This window comes from Alteromonas sp. B31-7, from assembly GCF_015767655.1.
GTDB classification, from domain to species: Bacteria; Pseudomonadota; Gammaproteobacteria; order Enterobacterales; family Alteromonadaceae; genus Alteromonas; species Alteromonas australica.
In genome coordinates this window covers 1,335,626-1,353,458 of the sequence record NZ_CP065233.1, presented here as the reverse complement: position 1 = coordinate 1,353,458, position 17,833 = coordinate 1,335,626, and the positions used below count along the sequence as shown (strand labels likewise).

Genomic DNA, 17,833 nt, shown 5'->3' with positions numbered 1-17,833 from the left:
CCGCTAAGATAGATTTAAGGCGTATGACGCAGTGGAAGGCTGACTACACGGAAAAGGATTGCATTATGTCTATAGATACGGGACCAACCGTCACAATTAATGGTACGCCCTATGTGCTACCTACCGACCCTCGCACTACCTTGCTTGATTTTCTTCATCAAAACCTTGCTTTATTCGGCACCAAAAAAGGCTGCGATCATGGACAATGTGGCGCATGTACCGTATTAGTTGATGATGAAAGGATTAACGCTTGTTTGGTCTTTGCCTTTCAACTTACAGGCAAGTCGATAACCACCATTGAAGGTATAGCCAAGAATGATGAACTTCACCCGCTACAACGGGCGTTTGTAAACCGTGACGCATTTCAATGTGGCTATTGCACGTCGGGGCAAATTTGCTCATCAGTTGCGCTGCAAAAAGAGTTGGCCGACAACGCGCCGAGCGCCGTTACCTTTAGTGAAGACTATAGCCCGCGAGAAGACATTAGCGAACGCATGAGCGGTAATTTATGCCGGTGTGGTGCCTACCCCAATATTGTTGATGCGATAGAAGACGTTATCGCTTTGGAGCCACAATAATGCAGCCATTTACGTTAACTCATCTACACAACACATCAGAGCTAGACAGCACCTCTGGGGCAAAAAACTCTCGTTTTATCGCTGGGGGCACTAACCTTATCGATTTAATGAAATTACAGGTTGAAACGCCCTCTACGCTGGTGAACTTAAGTGACTGGCAAGACGAAACACGCATTGTTGAACATGACGAGCATTTCCGCATAGGCGCAATGGTCACCAATACTCAGCTGGCCAACTTTGCCAGCACCACCCCTGGCCTATCTTTACTGTCGCAAGCACTATTGAGTGGCGCCACCGTTCAGCTTAGAAACCGTGCGACCACAGCTGGAAACCTTTTGCAACGCACCCGTTGTTACTACTTTTACGATACGGCAAAACCGTGCAATAAGCGTGAACCAGGCACAGGTTGTACCGCCGTGAATAGTGAAAATAGAATACACGCTATTTTTGGCACCAGCGATAAGTGCATTGCCACCCACCCCTCAGACATGGCCGTCGCCATGATAGCGCTGGGCGCTAAGCTCGCACTTGTTGCTCCAAATGGCGAAAAAAGAACCCTTCCATTACGCCACTTCTACTGTACGCCGGGGAACACACCCCATATTGAAAATAACTTAAAAGAAGGCGAGCTGATCACCGCGGTTATTCTGCCCAAGCAAGCGGTTGGTTCTCAGTATTACCATAAGGTGCGTGATCGTTCATCGTATGCGTTCGCGTTAGTGTCAGTAGCCGCAGGCCTGGTGATGAAAGACAACAAAGTTAGCGCCCTCACATTAGGATTTGGCGGCGTTGGTACGGTGCCTTGGTATCCAGAAACAACGATTAATGCTTTGATGGGGACGGAACTCACAGACGCCAATATTGAAAAAGCACTGGACGCTGAACTCGCGCCTGCGCAAGTTTACGGCAGTAACAACTTTAAGCCACCGCTTTTACGCAACACCTTACACAAAGTATTACGTGCCCTCGCCCAGCATCAACGCACCTACCCTCAGCACGAAGGAGCTCTATATGAAAACTAATCATTCCGCTAATTCTATAGGCGATCCTATCAATCGAGTTGATGGTGTATTAAAGGTAACAGGGCAAGCGCGTTACGCCGCTGAACACACTCACGCTATGCCACAAACGCCCCTTGTCGGCTTCTTAGTAGCTTCCACATCTGCGGTGGGTGAAATTACTCATTTAGACACCTCAAAAGCAGAAAAAGCTGAAGGCGTACAAGCTGTGTTAACCCACACAAACGCCGGCCCCCTAAAAGCGTTCAGTCAACCCGATGATGAAGGCCGATTCACCCAAAGCCGTGCGGTGCTTAATGATTCCCATATTCGCCATTACGGCATGCCTGTGGCGCTAGTCCTTGCTCACACTTTAGAACAAGCGAGATATGCAGCAAGCCTGGTAGCATTCAATATTGATGCACAACCTGCTCAGTTGTTACTGGCGCCAGACCAAGCAACTGAGGTGCCTGAATCACTAGACGGTGGATTTGAGCCCGATGTGGAAAGTGGTGTTGCGCCAACACAAAGCGCGACAGATATTAATGTCGATATGCAATACACCACGCCATCACAAATTTCTGCAGCAATGGAACCTCACGCCACCATTGCCCACTTTGATGGAGATAAATTAACGGTTTACCCCAGCGTACAAATTGTTGCCTCAGCAGTACAAGCGCTGGCAACCACCCTAGAAATGGACGAAGACAACATTCATGTAAAAAGCCCCTTTATCGGCGGCGGCTTTGGTTCTAAATTAGGTTTACACTACGATGCGATACTAGCTTGCATCGGTGCGCGTTATCTTAAGCGCCCAGTGAAAGTAGCACTTAGCCGGCGCCATGTATTCTATAACACACCACACCGTGGTCATAGCTTTCAGCGCATGCAGCTAAGCTGCAATAATCAAGGATACCTCACTAGCATTGCCCATCACAGTGCAATGCCAAAAGCGAAAGGATATACCTTCGCAGAAGCCACTGGGGCGGGCGCAAGAGTTACCTACCATGCGAACTACATTAATAGCACTCACAGGGTAAAAAGCGCAGATACTCCGCTTATCGATTCTACCCGCTCACCGGGAGATGCCATTGGGTCATTAGCGTTCGAATCCGCCATCGACGAATTGGCGCACAAGGCTAACATTGACCCACTAACATTTCGCTTAAATAATATGCCAAAAGTGCACCCTGTCAATGGCAGTCGATTTACCAGTCACAAACTTGAAAGCTGCCTACAACGCGGAGCTGATATTTTCGGGTGGCAACAGAAGAGCAACGCCAAACCAGGGAAAGTCATAGGTCATGGCGTAGCGAGTGCCATGAGAATGAATGTGCTAGTTCAAAGCTCAGCCAATGTTGCTATTGATGAAAACGGTATGATTACCGTCACAACAGATATGACCGACATAGGCACGGGAACTTACACTATTTTGGCGCAAATAGCCGCAGACGCTTTTAACACCTCAGTAGACAATGTCACCGTCAATCTCGGCGATAGTCAGTCACCAGCCTCTTGCGGTTCTGGCGGCTCTTTCGGTGCGGCAAGTACCGGTTCCGCCGTACTTAAAGCCTGTGAGGCAGTCAAGTCTTCACTTTTATCCCTGTTGCCAGAAGATTATCGAGATGCCCAGTTTTTGGTGACCGATAAGGGCCTTTGTGTAAGGCAATCGAATTCGGAAAAAATACAGGAAACTCCGCTTATTAGCCTTATTGATAGCACAAAGTTTCCTATCAGCGAACTTGGGGCTGTAAGTGATGAAGATACCAGCGATGATGAGCAATATTCTTGCGGTGCGCATTTTGTTGAAGTGGAGGTAGACACCCTCACCGCAGAAGTGCGCTTAAAGCGACAGTACGGCATGTTCTCGGCAGGAAGAATACTGAATGAAAAAACCGCCAAATCCCAAATTAAAGGCGGCATGGTATGGGGCGCCGGTTACGCGCTTACTGAAGCCATTCATCATCATACCGATTCCGCCAGCTTTGTTAACCCTGACTTTGGCGAATACCACATTGCGGTAAATAGAGACATTGCTGAGGTCACAGTAGACTTTATCGACTCACCCGACTTTGAAGCATCACCGGTAGGCGCTAAGGGCATTGGAGAGCTGGGTATTACAGGAGCAGGTGCCGCTATTGCAAATGCTATTTTCGATGCCACTGGCGTGCGTGTACGAGACTTCCCAATAACGTTGGATAAAGTGCTTGAAGGGCTAAAATAAGAAGGCGTCTTAACGACGCCTTTTTGGAATGGGGCGTGACATCACATAACTCGTGTGTCTAGTGTAGTGATTACACCACCTCAACCACGTCTTCTTTAGGTAAGCGAGCTTTCGGCAAACCATAGTTCCAGTCTTGCTCTTGGTCTGGATAGCCCATGGCAACAGCCACTTCGCAAATATGACCGTCTAGCTCCTTGCTGAACAGCTCACCAATGAGATCCGCGTCCACGCCTTCCATCGGCGTGGAAGCAATGCCTAAACGGGCAAGTGTATGCAATAAGTTACCTAATGCTAAGTACACTTGTGCTTTTGTCCAACTTCCATTGTTACCTTGTTCATCTGTGTTTGCTTCGGCAAATGCATAGGCCCCCATAAAAGAGTCACGCATTGACTCTGGCAAATGGCCAGAGGCAACCTCTGCATCAACACGCTTGACAAACTTGTCTTTGGTAAAGGCAGGGTCATAAGCAAGCAACACGGTGTGTGACGCTTCTTTCGCGTGCAATTGGTTAAACTGATGCTTATTAGCAAACGTATCGTGAAGGCGCTGTTTTGCTTCATCACTTTCTACGATGACAAACTTCCAAGGTTGAGAGTTTATTGATGACGCTGATAGGCGTAAGGCTTCAGTAATAATCGCCATATCTTCGGCTGAAATACGTTTGTTACTGTCGTACTTTTTTGCTGTGTAACGGGTATGTAAATCACTAATAATCTGATGAGACACAATGAACTCCTATTGATGAGTGTAACTGCGAAATGTGCGAAGAAGTGTAAAGCCAAGGTCAGTTATTGATAAGCCCCAAAGCCTTTGAATGAGTTTACATATTTTTTTGATAATAACGGCTTGAGTTAAAAGATTAGATACCCAACAACTATAAATCCAAGATCTTTATGAGGAAAAATAAGAGGCAGGCTTACCCAATTCGCGCTATTCTTGACCCCTACCTAAGCAAATATATGGGCAGCAATGACAGCGCCACAGTCGCTATCAATTCAACAAAACCTGACTATTCGCTTATTGCGGGTGCTCAGATATAACAAAGCTCGAATTGAACGAGCCATTACGCTCATGCCCAAAGCACATCAACCGCTGTTCAATGTGCTCCCTTTTTTATTGCATGTTAATCATCCTGACTTACCTGGCTACGTGGATGGGCACGCTATTCCCATGGGTATCAACAATTACACCTTTCGAGAAGATATAGCCTCTGCACTCATTACCTGCTTTCCTGAACAGCGTCACCTCTTTACCAACATTAAAGAAATTTGGCCACGACAGAGGTCTATTGAAGCGCTTATATTAATGGGAAGTATTGGCACAATTGCACAAACAGAGCATTCAGATTTTGATTACTGGGTATGTGTGAATGGGCAAGATTTTTCTGATGCGCAACTCGAAAAATTACAGCAAAAGCTAACCCTAATTGAACAATGGGCGGAGCATGAATACAAGGTTGAAGTGCATTTTTTCTTGTCGCAAATTGACCACGTACGGCAAAACAACTTTGGCATAGCCGACGGTGAAAGCGCCGGTTCAGCGCAAGCACTATTCTTAAAAGCGGAATTTTATAACACCAATATCGTGGTGGCGGGAAAAGCGCCTTTTTGGTGGCTTACCCCTGAAAAAGCCACCCACAAACAATATCAAGGCTTGTATAGCACCTTGGAAAAAGGGGGCTCGCCAGACATTAACTGGTTTATGGATTTAGGCCACATCGACCGGTTAGACGCAAGTGAGCTTTTTGGTGCCACTATCTGGCAGCTAAGTAAAGCCATGGATTCACCATTTAAGTCTTTGCTTAAGATAGCTAAATTAGAAGTTTACCTTGCGAATATTGAACTCGGTCAGCCCTTGTGTAACGTACTTAAAAAACATGTTCATAGGGGGGCTGAAGCGCCAGGAAGTGTGGCCATCATCGACCCTTATGGGTTAATGTTCGATCAGCTCATTAGCCACTACAAAAGTCAGGGGCAGAAAGAAGACGTTTTGCTTTTACAGCAGTGCTTTTACCTAAAATGTGGTGCTAAGCTTAGCGAACCCTTACCGCAAGGACAAAAGCCCAACTTTAAACGCAAGATAATAACGGCCTACGCGAAAGCCTGGGGATGGACCCGTTCAGATCTTCATTATTTGGATAATCAACATAGTTGGAGTTTCCATCAAAAGCTACAGTTCAGCCGCCAGATTCACCGTTTTTTACTAAAGTGTTATCGCCGCATTTCTGCCCAACTGACGCCAGAGCAACAAGTAATGGACGTCAAAGACATGACAGTATTAGGTCGCAGACTTAGTACTTTTTACAGTAAAAAGGCCAACAAAATAGATTTCCTCAGACGCGCATTCGACGCCGAGTCCTATTGTGAGCGTGTGACGGTTTCCCTAAAACAACTTAAAAATGGGGAACAAATTTGGCGAGTTTATGCCGGAGATCAGTTAAGCAAAAGTGGTATTGTGGATGAAGATCAGAAAATATCTCAAGCTGACAACGCCATTTCTTTAATCGCCTGGTGTGTATCTAGCCGTATTATTGATAGTCGCACTCAGGTGCTTTTAGATTACAACTCAGGTGAAATCAGCGAATTAGACCTCAATGATTTGCTGAAGCATTTGTGTAAGCATTTTCCCCCCGTCAAGGTATCGGCACTTACCCGCAATCAATTACTGGCACCAGAGCGCATTATTAGCTGCATGGTTATTGTCAATTTCCCCACACTTAGACAAAAGGCGAATGTTGAAGATATCTCTATGATCTATAGTACATCTTGGGGTGAAACTTTTGTGTGTCATGGTGAAGAAAGCCTCGATGCCTTATGGTTAGACATGCAAGATATAAACAACCCAGCGGCCTGCTTTGTGTTTATCCCAAGAGGGAATCAACACTCGCGCATCCATGGAGAGTTCATCGAAAACCATGCTATGTCGTTTACTTTATTGCAGTAGTACACAGTTTTTCGCTCATTATTGCGCTATTTTTGTAGTAAAGGTGACCTTATGGTCTTTATTGCAGATTGCTGTCATCGTGAAATGGATATCTTTTAAGACAATTGAGGTTTGATGCAAAATCGGTTACGTTGTTCGTTATTCGTGCTTTCTGTTACATTCTTTGCCAATGCTAAGGCGGTGAGTGCGTTCCCTGCCCCTTCGGGTTCTCTCTCTGCTACCTCGGCAGAAAGCGCATTGTCTTTGTCTGACGTTCAGCAAGAGGAAGTTGAAAATTGGTTAGCCTCTGCAGACGGCTATTACGATACTAAGCAATTCTCCCTTGCCATTTCAGCTTATCTACACGCAGCATCTATCCTTGCCCAATCGAGTAAAAAAACCGAACAACGTTTGCTTGGTACTACCTATACCAATGTTGCACAGTCTTATAAGCGCCTAAAAGAAAGAACAGAAACCGTCGTCTACTATCGAAAAGCACTGGCTATCTTCACTGCATTAAACGACAAGAAATATATGGCTCGCACCCTCAATACGTTAGCGGAGGCGGAGCGTTATATTAACGAACTTGAAAAAGCACTCCAATGCTCTATGTTGAGCTTGCGTATTCACAGCGAAATTGATGATCCTGAAGGGGAAGCGAAGGCGTTCATGGGCGCAGCCATCATATACCGGCACATAGGTCGCTATGATGCATCACTTGAACATGCGTACAAGGCGTATCAGTATTTCAAACGTGTTAACGCGCCAAACCGTATTGCGAAAGCAGCCAATGAAATGGGCCTGGTTTACACCAGACTGATGCAATTCGACAACGCTGAGCGCTTTTATCTCACCACCATAGGGTTGCCCAAAGATAAATTAGAAGCCAGAACACTGGCCACAGCCTTACGAGAAATGGGCGTTTCAAAATGGCACAGTTCCGATTATTCAACGGCGTTGAATTTTGCCCAACGTGCTTATGATATTTACAAGGCTGAAAATGAAGTAGAAAAGCTGTCATTGACGACGCGCATTATTGCAGATATATACCGTGACAGTGGGCAGCCGAAACTCGCTAAAGCCCGTTATGAAGAATCACTTAACTATGCAGAAGCATCGGGCAATAAGTTAAATCAAACCAAGTCACTTGTGCATCTTGGTGAATTGTTGATAAACCAATCGGCAGCCTCGGCCGTGCCCTTACTGTTAAGAGCCCAACAATTAGCAGCAGAAATTAACGACACCGCCTACTTACTTTACAGCTATCGTGCACTTAGAAAAGCAGACAAAAAGCGAGGCAACATTGCCGGCTCGCTGGCGTATGCTGAAAAAGAAATTCAAATGATCACGATCTTAAAAGATGAAGAAATCGCCAAGCAAATGGCGCTGTCTAACGCCTCTTTGTATTCCCGAACCCTTGAGATGGAACTCAATGATCTGCGAGAAGACGCGAAGCTATCAAAGCTAGAATTAGACAAGAAAAGTGATGAAGTTGAAATTGCGAACCAGAGAAATACTATTGCCGAGCTTGAATTAACCAAGAACAAATACGCCAGTTTAGCGCTGGCACTTATGCTTGCGGTCTGTTTATTGTTTAGTGCCTTTATTTATCGCAGCTTTAGCGCTGCAAAGAAGCGCAATGCTGAGCTTGATAAACTGGCGACCCAAGATCCGTTGACCCGTTGCTATAATAGACGCTATTTATTCGATTACCTTAACGAAGACTTTGCCAATCCTCCCTTGGCTGAAAATTACAGCCTAATCATGGTGGATATTGACCACTTTAAGGCAATTAACGATACGTATGGCCATACCGCCGGTGACAAGGTACTGGAAGAGATTGCCGCTATTTTAACCCACACCGTCAATGACACGGGTATTGTTACGCGCTACGGCGGTGAAGAATTTTGTATTGTTTTACCCACATCAACCATTAACAGTGCAATTGATATTGCTCATACTATCAAAAACAAAGTAAGCACATACAAACATGGCGACATAGAGGTGACGTGCAGTATTGGCGTTTCATCAATGGCGTTTACCGCTAACACGCCATCGGAACTTATTGAACAGGCTGATACTGCGCTATTTCATTCCAAGCACAAAGGTCGGAATTCTGTTACCAGTTGGAACGAAATAGCCCCATAAAGATTATTGCTGCGATTCTCGCTCAACCACATTCACGGCACGTTCAAACACGATGTTAGCCATGGCGGTTGCTTTCCCGCCAATCACATTAGCAAGCCCCCATGTCTCACCGCCTGTGGTATTGGTAAATTGCACCACTACGGTATCTATATCTGCATAGTATCTTGCTTTACTGTGATAGCCAGGTAACCACCCATCATGTTCTAAAGGATAGAGCCGTTCATAAAGCTGTTGCTCACTGGGGGATAGTAATGCCCCTTTGTTTAGTGCCCTTATGAACGTAGCGACATCGCCTGCGCTAGCAATCATAGACCCACCGGGTGCCACGAAGTTTAATGACTTGAGATCATCTTGGTAGCCATACCAATAACCACTCGCCACGGCGTCATTATCTACTTCAGATAAAGAATAGTAGGTATCGGAAAGTGAAAGCGGGGCAAGAATATGCTGTTGAATAAAACGGCTATGATGATACCCAAGCGCACGATCCATAATTTCACCCAGCAGCAGGTAGTTGGTATTGGAATAGCGATAATCCTCGCCTGGTGAGAACAACGGCGGCTTATTGGCAACCAAGGCAAAATAATCACTGGCCTGCGAGGCTGGCTCAAACCAATGATGCCCTTGTTGATTAACAAAATCTGGAATACCACTTGTGTGCTGCACCAACATGCCGAGAGTAATACTATCCGCATTGTTGATAATCTGACTTCGCTGAGGCAATAAGGTGGCTAATGTATCATCGAGAGAGAGGCTTTGATTATCCACTAATTTAACAATGCTTACTGCCATAAACATTTTGCTAATGCTGGCGATTTTGAACAAAGTGTCAGCCTGTAAGGATGAGCCAGCCATTTTATTATTAACGCCCGCGCTATAAATACTTGGTGGCTTATCGCTTGTTTCAACGTACAGCAAGATGCCATCAATATCAGCGTTTATACCTTCTTCTAATACTTTTTCTATGGTGTTAGGTTGAGGGGAAAGCCATAGCGGCAGAAGATCAAGAGGCGCTATTATCACCCCAATGGCAATACCAATTAGAGGCATGATCAGTGTGAGGTATTTTTTCCGCTTTTTTTTGTCCATATGCAGCATCTTGTGTTGTTTATTAAAGCACCTAAATTGACTTCACGTCTAACATACAAGCAAACATCACCACGTGCATGCGCTAATACGTAAGAAATTGTAAGCGCAAAGGATTGGTAAAAATGCGGGAACTGGGTATGCTAAATTTTATCGCGAATCGCTAAGGATCTCACAGTGTTCAAATGTTCTCCTAAATGTCTTACTTTTCTGCCTCTATTTGCTTTCAGTGTGGTTTTAACGGGGTGTCAAAATTCGACACCTTATTTCAAAACCGCTGGCGAACCAATCAAAGTGAAAGGCAGCCATTCCTCCAGAATGCTAACCGCTAATCAGCTTATAAACGCATTGGAACTAGAAGGCCATGTAGAAGGTGGTTATTTTAAGCAAACATTTAAGGCCGATCATCGCCCCATGTTATCCACCAGTCATGGTAACAGGGTGACGATGACATCTATCTATTATTTGCTTACAGGCGAATCTCCCATTGGCCATTTTCATATGAACCAGTCAGACATCATGCATTATTTTCATATGGGTGACCCCATTACCTATTATTTGATAAACGAGGACGGTAGCCTAGAAACCCATATTTTAGGGCCTGACCCAACTCAAGGTCACAAACTGCAAATGGTGGTAAAAGGGGGAACTTGGAAAGCATCGGTGATTCCACAAAAAGGGCTCTATGGATACGGGCTCATCGGTGAAGCGGTTGCGCCGGGGTTTGAATACACAGATATGCAGTTAGGGAAAAGAAGTGCCATGTTGTTAGCGTTTCCACAGCATGCCGACGTAATCAAAAAGCTCACCCGCTAATGACCAATAACTGGCCTTTGATACAGCTGTTTTCCTTTTCATTTCAGGTTAATTTTAGTGTCCCAATTAGGGGGAAAACATAAGGAATGTAAAATGAAACAACTGATGTTAAACGACATTGAACGAGTCTCAGGCGGATGTGCTGAACACTGCTGGGGAGATTTTAGTTTGGCTGGACTTGGCGCATCTTTGCTCGCCGGCGCTATTAGCGGCCTTAGAGGCGGCCCGGCTGCTATAGGCTTAGGCGCACTTTCCGGTGGCCTAGGTTACGCAGGGAGCACAATAGGTGACAAAATGTCTGAAAGAACGACGAATGTAGGTTCTTCCACGCCGTCTCTTTCTCATTAAAATAACGAAATAGGTTGAGGAGCTTTCGCTCCTTTCCTAAACAAAGGATTTTTTTCATGCCTAATATTAAAGCTGTTTTAAGTTATGTCATTTACGCGCTATCTATCATTTTCCTAAGCATTGCCTTTATTCGCGCTATTAAAGCGAACTGGGAAATGGGAGAGTTGGCTGAAATAAGCATGATCATCTCGGTAATATTGCTTGTGGGTTTTGTGTGCACGCAAATCGCCATTAAGTTAAAGGTATTTCGTAAAGAATAATTAGCCCAACCTAAAAAGCGATCCCTTTCACTGGGTCACTTCGTTTAAACACATTATTCATTACGACATTAGCGCTCGATGCAAATTAATCATCCAACATTCACTGTATTCAAACATGCCGCCTATACGATTCTTTTTTGTGTTGCGCTAGCTGGCTGTGCCAGCAACAAACCTGAAATTAATATAAGTGAGTCGCAGAACTTTGCCGCTCTCAATACGTTTTATGTAACGCCCCCATTAAATGCTATCAACGAAGTGATAGAAAATCAGGTGGCTAACGCCATTACCCGCACTCTGCAATCGAAAGGGTTAACGCCGTCATCAGAAGAGGACGCAGACATTATTGTTGGCTTTTTCCCTTCTACCGCATCAAAAGAAAATGGCACACGAGTAAATTTAGGGCTAGGCACGGGCATTTTTGGCCGCTCTGGTGGCTTATCTTTAGGCAGTATTTTTAGCCTACCCGTGGGCGAACAGGTCACCCAATATCAAAACTTACAAATTGATATGGTGCACAACAACGAATTTATATACAGCGCTGCAGGCAGTGCTGAATTAGAGTCTAAAGACAGCATCAGCGTGCAGCAAAAGCTTGAGCAACTGGTGGAGGCGCTTCTCACAGCGTATCCGGCGAAGGGCTAAACCACTCCACTCACACTGCTGTACCCACAAAACGGAAAATACAGCGCTCGCGCAAACGTATTCGAGTGGCTTGAAAGTATCATCTCCCCGCATCCATCAGCGCCTACCGGCGCTGTGAAGCGCTCTCAGTTACTCCAGCGTTTAACGTAAATGGCTGTTGAAAAACGCCAAGGTACGCTGCCATGCTAATTCAGCATCTTTCGGGCTATAGCGGCTAGTTGAGTCGTTGTGAAACCCATGCTGAGCCTGTGCATAAACATGGGCTGAGTATTCTGCACCATTGTCCTTCAATACCTTTTCATATTCTGGCCACGTCGCGTTCACACGCTTGTCCTTTTCACCGAAGTGCAGCAAAAGAGGCCCTTTAACCCGAGCCTGCAACTCACCCTTTGCCGGTGTGCCGTAAAAAGGCACTGCGGCGCTAATGACGTCTGGCAATGTGGCAGCAAGAAAATTACTGATGTATCCACCAAAACAAAATCCCACCACACCCAGTTTATTTGTGGTTTGATTATGAGAATGAAGCCAACGAGCAGCAGCTATAAAGTCATTTTCAATTTTTTGTTTGTCTAAGCTTCGCTGCATTGCTCGGCCATCATCATCATTACCTGGATAGCCGCCAAGTGGAAATAAAGCATCGGGGGCAAAGGCAATAAAACCTTGAGAAGCTAATCGGCGAGCAACATCTTTTATGTAAGGGTTCAAACCTCTATTTTCATGCACAACAAGTACGGCAGGCGCTTTTTGGTCTGCACTAAGGGAGCTGGGTATCACCAAATACCCTCCCCCTGTACCATGGCCTTCTGGCGACGCAAATTCTTCATAGGTCGCCTTAATAGCAGGGTCGTTAAACGACACCTGCTCGGCTTTAGCATAATCAGGGAGAAGGGCGTTTCCAATGACCCCAACAGACAATCCCGCAATGGAAAGCGACGCAATACGCGTTAAAAAGGTTCGCCTATCGATATCACCATGGGCGTATTCGTCGTACCAATCAAAGGCCTCTTGAGGAATGGGAATGCGAGACTCTGCTGCTTCATTTTTTGCTTTCGTCGTAATCAACCTGCGTTTTATTTTGGGGTAGGGTTACATTCTCAACGATTGCCACAAGGGGCAACCCAACAAACGGCTATACCAGCAATTTAACACTACCTATAAAACGCGCAGATAATCAATTAAACAAGATGAAACGCCCCCTTTTTCTGAAGGGCGCGTACCTTAACGAGCCTATTTAAACGACTTTAATCGTTAAGTTCTACAACCAAATAGCGCACACTGCCATTTACTGGTTGGGGTAAAAAGAACAAACCTTCATAGGTAAAATACTGAATACCATTTATTTTCACCGGCTTTGCCTGGCTAGGTAAATCACTGTAAAACTGGCCTGAAACATACGTTGTGTGACGCCGAGGGGCGCTTACTTTTGGTTCATCCACCACAATGTAATCGTCACCGGATTTATAGTAATAAACCCCTTCGGCCACGTAATAAGTTTCACCATCGATCACTATTACGTCAGGTTTAGGAGGAAGGGTATGCACTCTTATCCCCAGTGGCGGGCGAACAACATGAAAAGCCCCCTCCATTTTTTGATAATAAACCCCATTGTGATAACGGTAGGTGACACCGTGAAAATGAATATCTCTCGCATCTCGCGGAACATGGGTTGGCTTGTGCCCTACTTCATATTTGGGCCGGCTAATGACATTTGCCACCAATGCCCCTATACCAATACCCACAGCAACTGCAGCCACGCCGCCACCATGCCCACTAACTCTGACATGTCCATGCCCACCCCGTGGAGAATGGGCACATCCAGCCATTAAGGTGACACACAGGGCCGATAATAATCGTAAATTCATCATAATTTCCTTGCCAAAAATTGAAAGCTCACATCGAAACAAAACAAATTAGACGATTGCATGTGATAGTGACTTTGAGTCATCCGCGAAGAAAAAATTCGTCAAGAATACGGAAAAGTAGGTATAAGTTTCGTAAATTTACTGAATAAAAACGAGAGGATAACAGTGATTTGAATAAACGACTGAAAAACGCCCCACGTACTTCAGTACGGAGGCGTTCTTTTTTAGAATAACATTTTTACTGTTAAAGCAGTGACGATAGCGAAAAGGCGGTGGTTTCTTCCGCGCTCACCATACGAATAACGGCATCAAAATCGGCAAAGTCTACAGTCAATTGTGCAGACGCCTCGCCATTTATCCAAACAAGCTCAAGTAGATTGTGCGTATAAGAAACACGAAATTCACCGTCAAAGGCTGACGAATCGTTTCTTAGTTTTATCAACGTCATCAACCCTTGCACCACTGGCTTTTCAAAGGCTTCGTCTACATCGCTACTGGATAGGTAGGGACGATTAATATCTCGACCAACATTGGTTCTAGCGAGTAATGACATGTCATTTGCCGCAGCGAGCAATCCGCCATAATACACCTGAGGTATACCTGGGCTAAAGAACTGGATAGCTCTGGCTACTAGATATTCAAGATCGTTCTGCCCCAAGGCATCATAGTAGGTGCAATTAACTTGATACAAATCCACATTGTTAGCGGCTGCGCCGGTAGCCTTTCTCGACTCCCCTTGCGAATTAATGTGAATTTGCTCAACTAAATTGTTTATTTCGTCGTTGTTTAACAACCCCGGCTTATCGCCACTTGCCCCAACATCCACTATACCTATGCCATCGTGAGTATCTAGCACAGTGAAACAATTGCGTGGGGAAATGGATAACCAATGCGCTAGCGCACTCGCATCTTTAGTAAATAACGTATGCAGCACTAATGGTGGTAGTGCAAAGTCATAAACACTGTCGCAACGTGCGGCAATATCAATTTGTGTTTGGTAGTGACTATGTATTTCAACCAAACATTGCATTCCCATGCCTCTGGCACGAGTGCTAAGAGACTCGATAAATTCGAAGGTCTCTTCTAACATAAAGCAATTCGATCCGGCGCGCTTAATGGCATAACCCGCAGCATCTAAGCGGATTAAATCTACATTGCTTTGCGTAAACGAAGTAAGAATAGAAGAAAGATACGCTTTGCCTAAATCTGACTCTACGTCTATATCAATTTGGTTAGATGTAAACGTTGTCCAAAAGGGCACCATCTCTTTTCCGGCTACTTCATAGTTGCTGAAAAACGGAGTGGGGCGAGGTCTAAAAACTTGCGCGATCTGCGCCGCGGTTTCAGCGTCATCATCACTGGTAAAAACATCTTGTTTAGTCAGGAAAAGCGGCCAAAACTCTGACTCACGCCCATGAGCTAGCACGTCTTTAAACTGAGCGCTTTGTGCCGACATGTGATTGACGATGAGATCGGCCATAATATTTTTTGACTCGCCTATCGACTTAATGTGATTCCAATCGCCTAAACGCTCATCCACAATGGTGTGATCAATAGGGTCAAAACCAGCATCTTCGCCGTCGTAAGGATAGTAAAACGGCAGAATGTGAACACCCGTAAATAGGCCACTAAGCTTACCGTTAAGAAGGCCGTTAAGGCTTTCTATATTGCCATCACCTAACCTATCGGCATAGGTGATTAATTGAACGCCGTTGCGTATAGACATGAAAATTTCTCCAAAATACGGTAAACGTGGCGCCTTTAGGCTTTTAAGAAACGCCGTATCTTTACCTTTACCAACACAAACTTAATCGATTAAGTTTGCGGGAGTAAAATAGCAATCATCAGTTCAAATGTAAATAACTTGTTTTAACTCTTCCTTAGCTACCCTTTAAAATTTCATTGGTCACTGAAGAAAATTCATGAAAGAAAACGATCAGTCGATACACTCTTCCTCATGCAAGTCTATAATGCTACAGAACTTTATTACTCAACACCCCACAAAGATGTTTTATGATATTAATTTTTGGCGTGGTCAATCAATATGGCGTACTTTCCCATTTCAGCGAGGGTATTAAGCACGACCTTGAGACAATGGGAGAAAAAGTTTAGTCCTTCCCGTTGATGATGGCGTAACCGTAGCTAAATTATTGAACCAAATATCGAAGAAAGACGTTAAGTTTAGTCTATGTATTAATGGGTCTTGCCTCGATACCGCATTAACGTTCGGAAAAGCCTATGCGCTTGCCGTCGCCCCCCCTCTTCTTATCTTGCCTCACCTCCAGCAATACAGAGGTTTCGAGCTTCTATGCGTTGCAAAAGAACATACCGCGTTCGCTCAGCTTCTTAATATTCCCGCACGCGACTTCTTTCATGCCGTCTCTAGGGCAGATATCGCCTCAGCCGAGTCATTAAATGAAGCAAAATCGGGGGAGATTTTATTTCCTGCAAGCCATATCAATAAAGATAACGCACAGAAAAAGCTACAGGAAATGGGCGTGTGGGACCAGTTGAAGCCAGTGGTTACGGCCGTGGGAAGCATCAATGAACTTTTAATGGCGATAGGGGTGTTACCCAATGGCAACCAGCCTGCAAGAGCACAGCTCAATGAAGCTATTTACAAAATAACCTGCGAAGCTGATTTATACATACGTGCACTCGCTCGAGAGAGAATTCTCGCATCTTACACCGAAAAAAATATCGTTTTAGATGTTTATGGTAGAAATGTAAAACAATACCAGCAAGCTTACCCATTCCACCGTTATCATGACGAAGTACCGTACAAAGACATGCTTGAAAAAATGGCTAACGCCAGCTTTGTGGTTCATAACTCACCAGGGTTCGAATTCGCGCTACACGAGCGAATGGTTTACCCGCTAGCTAAAGGCACGCCGATTTTGTTTGACGCCAATGTTAACCAACGTCAAATGCTGCAAGGTTTACCTGCGGTTTATCCAAGTAATAAGGTGCAAACTGACGTGCCTCTCGAGCACCGAAAGTCAACGGTGAACGAAATTGAGAAAAACCATACGTGGGCAGCAAGATTAGCAGCACTGCTTAATTAACGAGTGAGCAAGTGGTACTTGAATACTGAAAATAATCATTCAGGGGCACGAGCGCGCCCCTGCTTAGTCTTTTAGTTACGCAACCAATTCGGTAATTTTAGCCACAAAGGCTGAGATATCATCAGGGTTGCGACTGGTCACCAATTTTCCATCTGTCACCACTTCTTTGTCAGCCCATTTTGCGCCAGCATTTATCAGATCGGTTTTAATACTGGGAAAAGACGTCACTTCACAGCCATCAATGAGAGCCGATTCGGCAAGCAGCCAAGGGCCATGACAAATTGCCGCCACAGCTTTCACTTTAGATTCATCATGGGCCTGCTTAATAAAAGCCACCGCCTCATCGTTGGCACGAAGTAAGTCGGGGTTAATTTGGCCGCCAGGCAAAATTAAGGCATCGTAATCGCTGGGGCTCACATCGGTGACTTGCGCATCAACCTTCACGCTGTCTCCCCAGTTGTCTTCATCCCATGACTGAATGGTGTCTTTCTGGTCGATTGAGACTATGTCAATTTGCGCCCCTTTTTCCATTAACATGTCTTTAGGCTGGATGAGTTCAATTTGTTCAAATCCATCGGTGGCCAAAATAGCGATTTTCTTTCCAAAAAGGTTTTGATTGTCACTCATGTAAAAATACTCCTCTCATGGTTAGTGCAACGAGTACCTTGATATAAAGGCTGGCATCGTTTCAGTAACATTAACGAAGCAATTTTCACTCCTAAAGAAAAACTATCACAACCAACTGATTAAAATACAAAAAACCAGAAATACACCTAGAGAGTGATATACACTGAGTGAAGAAACGAGTCTGTAATGAAAGAATTACACCCTGCACACCGAAAAATTTGGCGTACTCGACAAGGCATAAATGAAAGCAGGGATA

At 45.0% G+C, this 17,833-nt stretch carries 15 protein-coding genes and 1 pseudogene; 10 read left to right on the top strand and 6 right to left on the bottom strand.

Annotated features, from left to right (window positions below; translation table 11 throughout):
- Positions 1-65: 65 nt before the first annotated feature.
- Genes IUA53_RS05655 through IUA53_RS05645 form a run of 3 tightly spaced genes read left to right on the top strand, consistent with a single transcriptional unit; the run spans position 66 to position 3,800 of the window.
- The gene (locus IUA53_RS05655; RefSeq protein ID WP_044448164.1) at positions 66-578 is read left to right on the top strand and encodes a (2Fe-2S)-binding protein; all 513 of its coding nucleotides are present in this window, start codon (positions 66-68) and stop codon (positions 576-578) included.
- The gene (locus tag IUA53_RS05650; protein WP_044448166.1) at positions 578-1,600 is read left to right on the top strand and encodes an FAD binding domain-containing protein; all 1,023 of its coding nucleotides are present in this window, start codon (positions 578-580) and stop codon (positions 1,598-1,600) included. Before IUA53_RS05655 ends, IUA53_RS05650 begins: the two co-directional genes overlap by 1 nt.
- Entirely contained in the window at positions 1,590-3,800 is a 2,211-nt protein-coding gene (locus tag IUA53_RS05645) for a xanthine dehydrogenase family protein molybdopterin-binding subunit (RefSeq protein ID WP_044448168.1), read from the top strand. Before IUA53_RS05650 ends, IUA53_RS05645 begins: the two co-directional genes overlap by 11 nt.
- Positions 3,801-3,870: 70 nt before the next feature.
- Here IUA53_RS05645 and IUA53_RS05640 read toward each other — a convergent pair whose 3' ends face one another.
- The gene (locus IUA53_RS05640) at positions 3,871-4,527 is read right to left on the bottom strand and encodes an NAD(P)H-dependent oxidoreductase (protein WP_044057703.1); all 657 of its coding nucleotides are present in this window, start codon (positions 4,525-4,527) and stop codon (positions 3,871-3,873) included.
- Positions 4,528-4,770: 243 nt separating this feature from the next.
- Here IUA53_RS05640 and IUA53_RS05635 point away from each other — a divergent pair, with 243 nt between their 5' ends.
- Positions 4,771-6,744 (top strand): class I adenylate cyclase, encoded by a 1,974-nt coding sequence (locus IUA53_RS05635; RefSeq protein WP_196898679.1) that lies wholly within the window; start codon positions 4,771-4,773, stop codon positions 6,742-6,744.
- 114 nt (positions 6,745-6,858) lie between these two features.
- Positions 6,859-8,871: a tetratricopeptide repeat-containing diguanylate cyclase gene (locus IUA53_RS05630; RefSeq protein WP_196898677.1), complete on the top strand. Its 2,013-nt coding sequence runs from the start codon at positions 6,859-6,861 to the stop codon at positions 8,869-8,871.
- A 3-nt stretch (positions 8,872-8,874) separates the two neighbouring features.
- Here the strand turns inward: IUA53_RS05630 and IUA53_RS05625 are convergent, their stop codons facing one another.
- On the bottom strand, positions 8,875-9,960 hold the full coding sequence (locus tag IUA53_RS05625) for a serine hydrolase domain-containing protein (RefSeq protein ID WP_196898675.1): 1,086 nt from the start codon (positions 9,958-9,960) through the stop codon (positions 8,875-8,877).
- 300 nt (positions 9,961-10,260) lie between these two features.
- Between IUA53_RS05625 and IUA53_RS05620 the strand changes: the two are divergent.
- The 4 genes and pseudogenes from IUA53_RS05620 to IUA53_RS05605 all read left to right on the top strand — a co-directional run.
- A pseudogene (locus IUA53_RS05620) lies at positions 10,261-10,773 on the top strand (cupin domain-containing protein); the annotation flags it as partial.
- A 93-nt stretch (positions 10,774-10,866) separates the two neighbouring features.
- Positions 10,867-11,121 carry a hypothetical protein gene (locus IUA53_RS05615; protein ID WP_044057707.1) on the top strand — a complete coding sequence of 85 codons (255 nt, stop codon included), beginning with the start codon at positions 10,867-10,869 and terminating at the stop codon, positions 11,119-11,121.
- 56 nt (positions 11,122-11,177) lie between these two features.
- Positions 11,178-11,381 carry a hypothetical protein gene (locus IUA53_RS05610; protein ID WP_196898673.1) on the top strand — a complete coding sequence of 68 codons (204 nt, stop codon included), beginning with the start codon at positions 11,178-11,180 and terminating at the stop codon, positions 11,379-11,381.
- A 78-nt stretch (positions 11,382-11,459) separates the two neighbouring features.
- Complete coding sequence (locus tag IUA53_RS05605) at positions 11,460-12,023, top strand: DUF4136 domain-containing protein (protein WP_044448175.1); 564 nt, start codon at positions 11,460-11,462, stop codon at positions 12,021-12,023.
- 141 nt (positions 12,024-12,164) lie between these two features.
- On the opposite strand, the gene IUA53_RS05600 is transcribed toward IUA53_RS05605, so the two are convergent.
- The 3 genes from IUA53_RS05600 to gtfA all read right to left on the bottom strand — a co-directional run bounded on the left by IUA53_RS05600 (position 12,165) and on the right by gtfA (position 15,611).
- The gene (locus IUA53_RS05600) at positions 12,165-13,085 is read right to left on the bottom strand and encodes a dienelactone hydrolase family protein (RefSeq protein WP_231401265.1); all 921 of its coding nucleotides are present in this window, start codon (positions 13,083-13,085) and stop codon (positions 12,165-12,167) included.
- A 179-nt stretch (positions 13,086-13,264) separates the two neighbouring features.
- On the bottom strand, positions 13,265-13,888 hold the full coding sequence (locus IUA53_RS05595) for a DUF6515 family protein (protein WP_196898671.1): 624 nt from the start codon (positions 13,886-13,888) through the stop codon (positions 13,265-13,267).
- A 241-nt stretch (positions 13,889-14,129) separates the two neighbouring features.
- The gene (gene gtfA, locus IUA53_RS05590; RefSeq protein WP_044448182.1) at positions 14,130-15,611 is read right to left on the bottom strand and encodes a sucrose phosphorylase; all 1,482 of its coding nucleotides are present in this window, start codon (positions 15,609-15,611) and stop codon (positions 14,130-14,132) included.
- A gap of 424 nt (positions 15,612-16,035) precedes the next feature.
- Here gtfA and IUA53_RS05585 point away from each other — a divergent pair, with 424 nt between their 5' ends.
- Positions 16,036-16,950: a hypothetical protein gene (locus tag IUA53_RS05585; protein WP_044448185.1), complete on the top strand. Its 915-nt coding sequence runs from the start codon at positions 16,036-16,038 to the stop codon at positions 16,948-16,950.
- A gap of 75 nt (positions 16,951-17,025) precedes the next feature.
- Here IUA53_RS05585 and IUA53_RS05580 read toward each other — a convergent pair whose 3' ends face one another.
- Complete coding sequence (locus tag IUA53_RS05580; protein WP_044057714.1) at positions 17,026-17,577, bottom strand: DJ-1/PfpI/YhbO family deglycase/protease; 552 nt, start codon at positions 17,575-17,577, stop codon at positions 17,026-17,028.
- Positions 17,578-17,833: the final 256 nt, after the last annotated feature.

Excerpts from the sequence above, each read along its gene's own strand:
- IUA53_RS05625 (WP_196898675.1), bottom strand. The coding sequence starts at position 9,960 with ATGGACAAAAAAAAGCGGAAAAAATACCTCACACTGATCATGCCTCTA.
- gtfA (WP_044448182.1), bottom strand. The coding sequence starts at position 15,611 with ATGTCTATACGCAACGGCGTTCAATTAATCACCTATGCCGATAGGTTA.
- IUA53_RS05630 (WP_196898677.1), top strand. The coding sequence starts at position 6,859 with ATGCAAAATCGGTTACGTTGTTCGTTATTCGTGCTTTCTGTTACATTC.
- IUA53_RS05595 (WP_196898671.1), bottom strand. The coding sequence starts at position 13,888 with ATGATGAATTTACGATTATTATCGGCCCTGTGTGTCACCTTAATGGCT.
- IUA53_RS05605 (WP_044448175.1), top strand. The coding sequence starts at position 11,460 with ATGCAAATTAATCATCCAACATTCACTGTATTCAAACATGCCGCCTAT.
- IUA53_RS05635 (WP_196898679.1), top strand. The coding sequence starts at position 4,771 with ATGACAGCGCCACAGTCGCTATCAATTCAACAAAACCTGACTATTCGC.
- IUA53_RS05580 (WP_044057714.1), bottom strand. The coding sequence starts at position 17,577 with ATGAGTGACAATCAAAACCTTTTTGGAAAGAAAATCGCTATTTTGGCC.
- IUA53_RS05655 (WP_044448164.1), top strand. The coding sequence starts at position 66 with ATGTCTATAGATACGGGACCAACCGTCACAATTAATGGTACGCCCTAT.
- IUA53_RS05615 (WP_044057707.1), top strand. The coding sequence starts at position 10,867 with ATGAAACAACTGATGTTAAACGACATTGAACGAGTCTCAGGCGGATGT.
- IUA53_RS05645 (WP_044448168.1), top strand. The coding sequence starts at position 1,590 with ATGAAAACTAATCATTCCGCTAATTCTATAGGCGATCCTATCAATCGA.
- IUA53_RS05650 (WP_044448166.1), top strand. The coding sequence starts at position 578 with ATGCAGCCATTTACGTTAACTCATCTACACAACACATCAGAGCTAGAC.
- IUA53_RS05610 (WP_196898673.1), top strand. The coding sequence starts at position 11,178 with ATGCCTAATATTAAAGCTGTTTTAAGTTATGTCATTTACGCGCTATCT.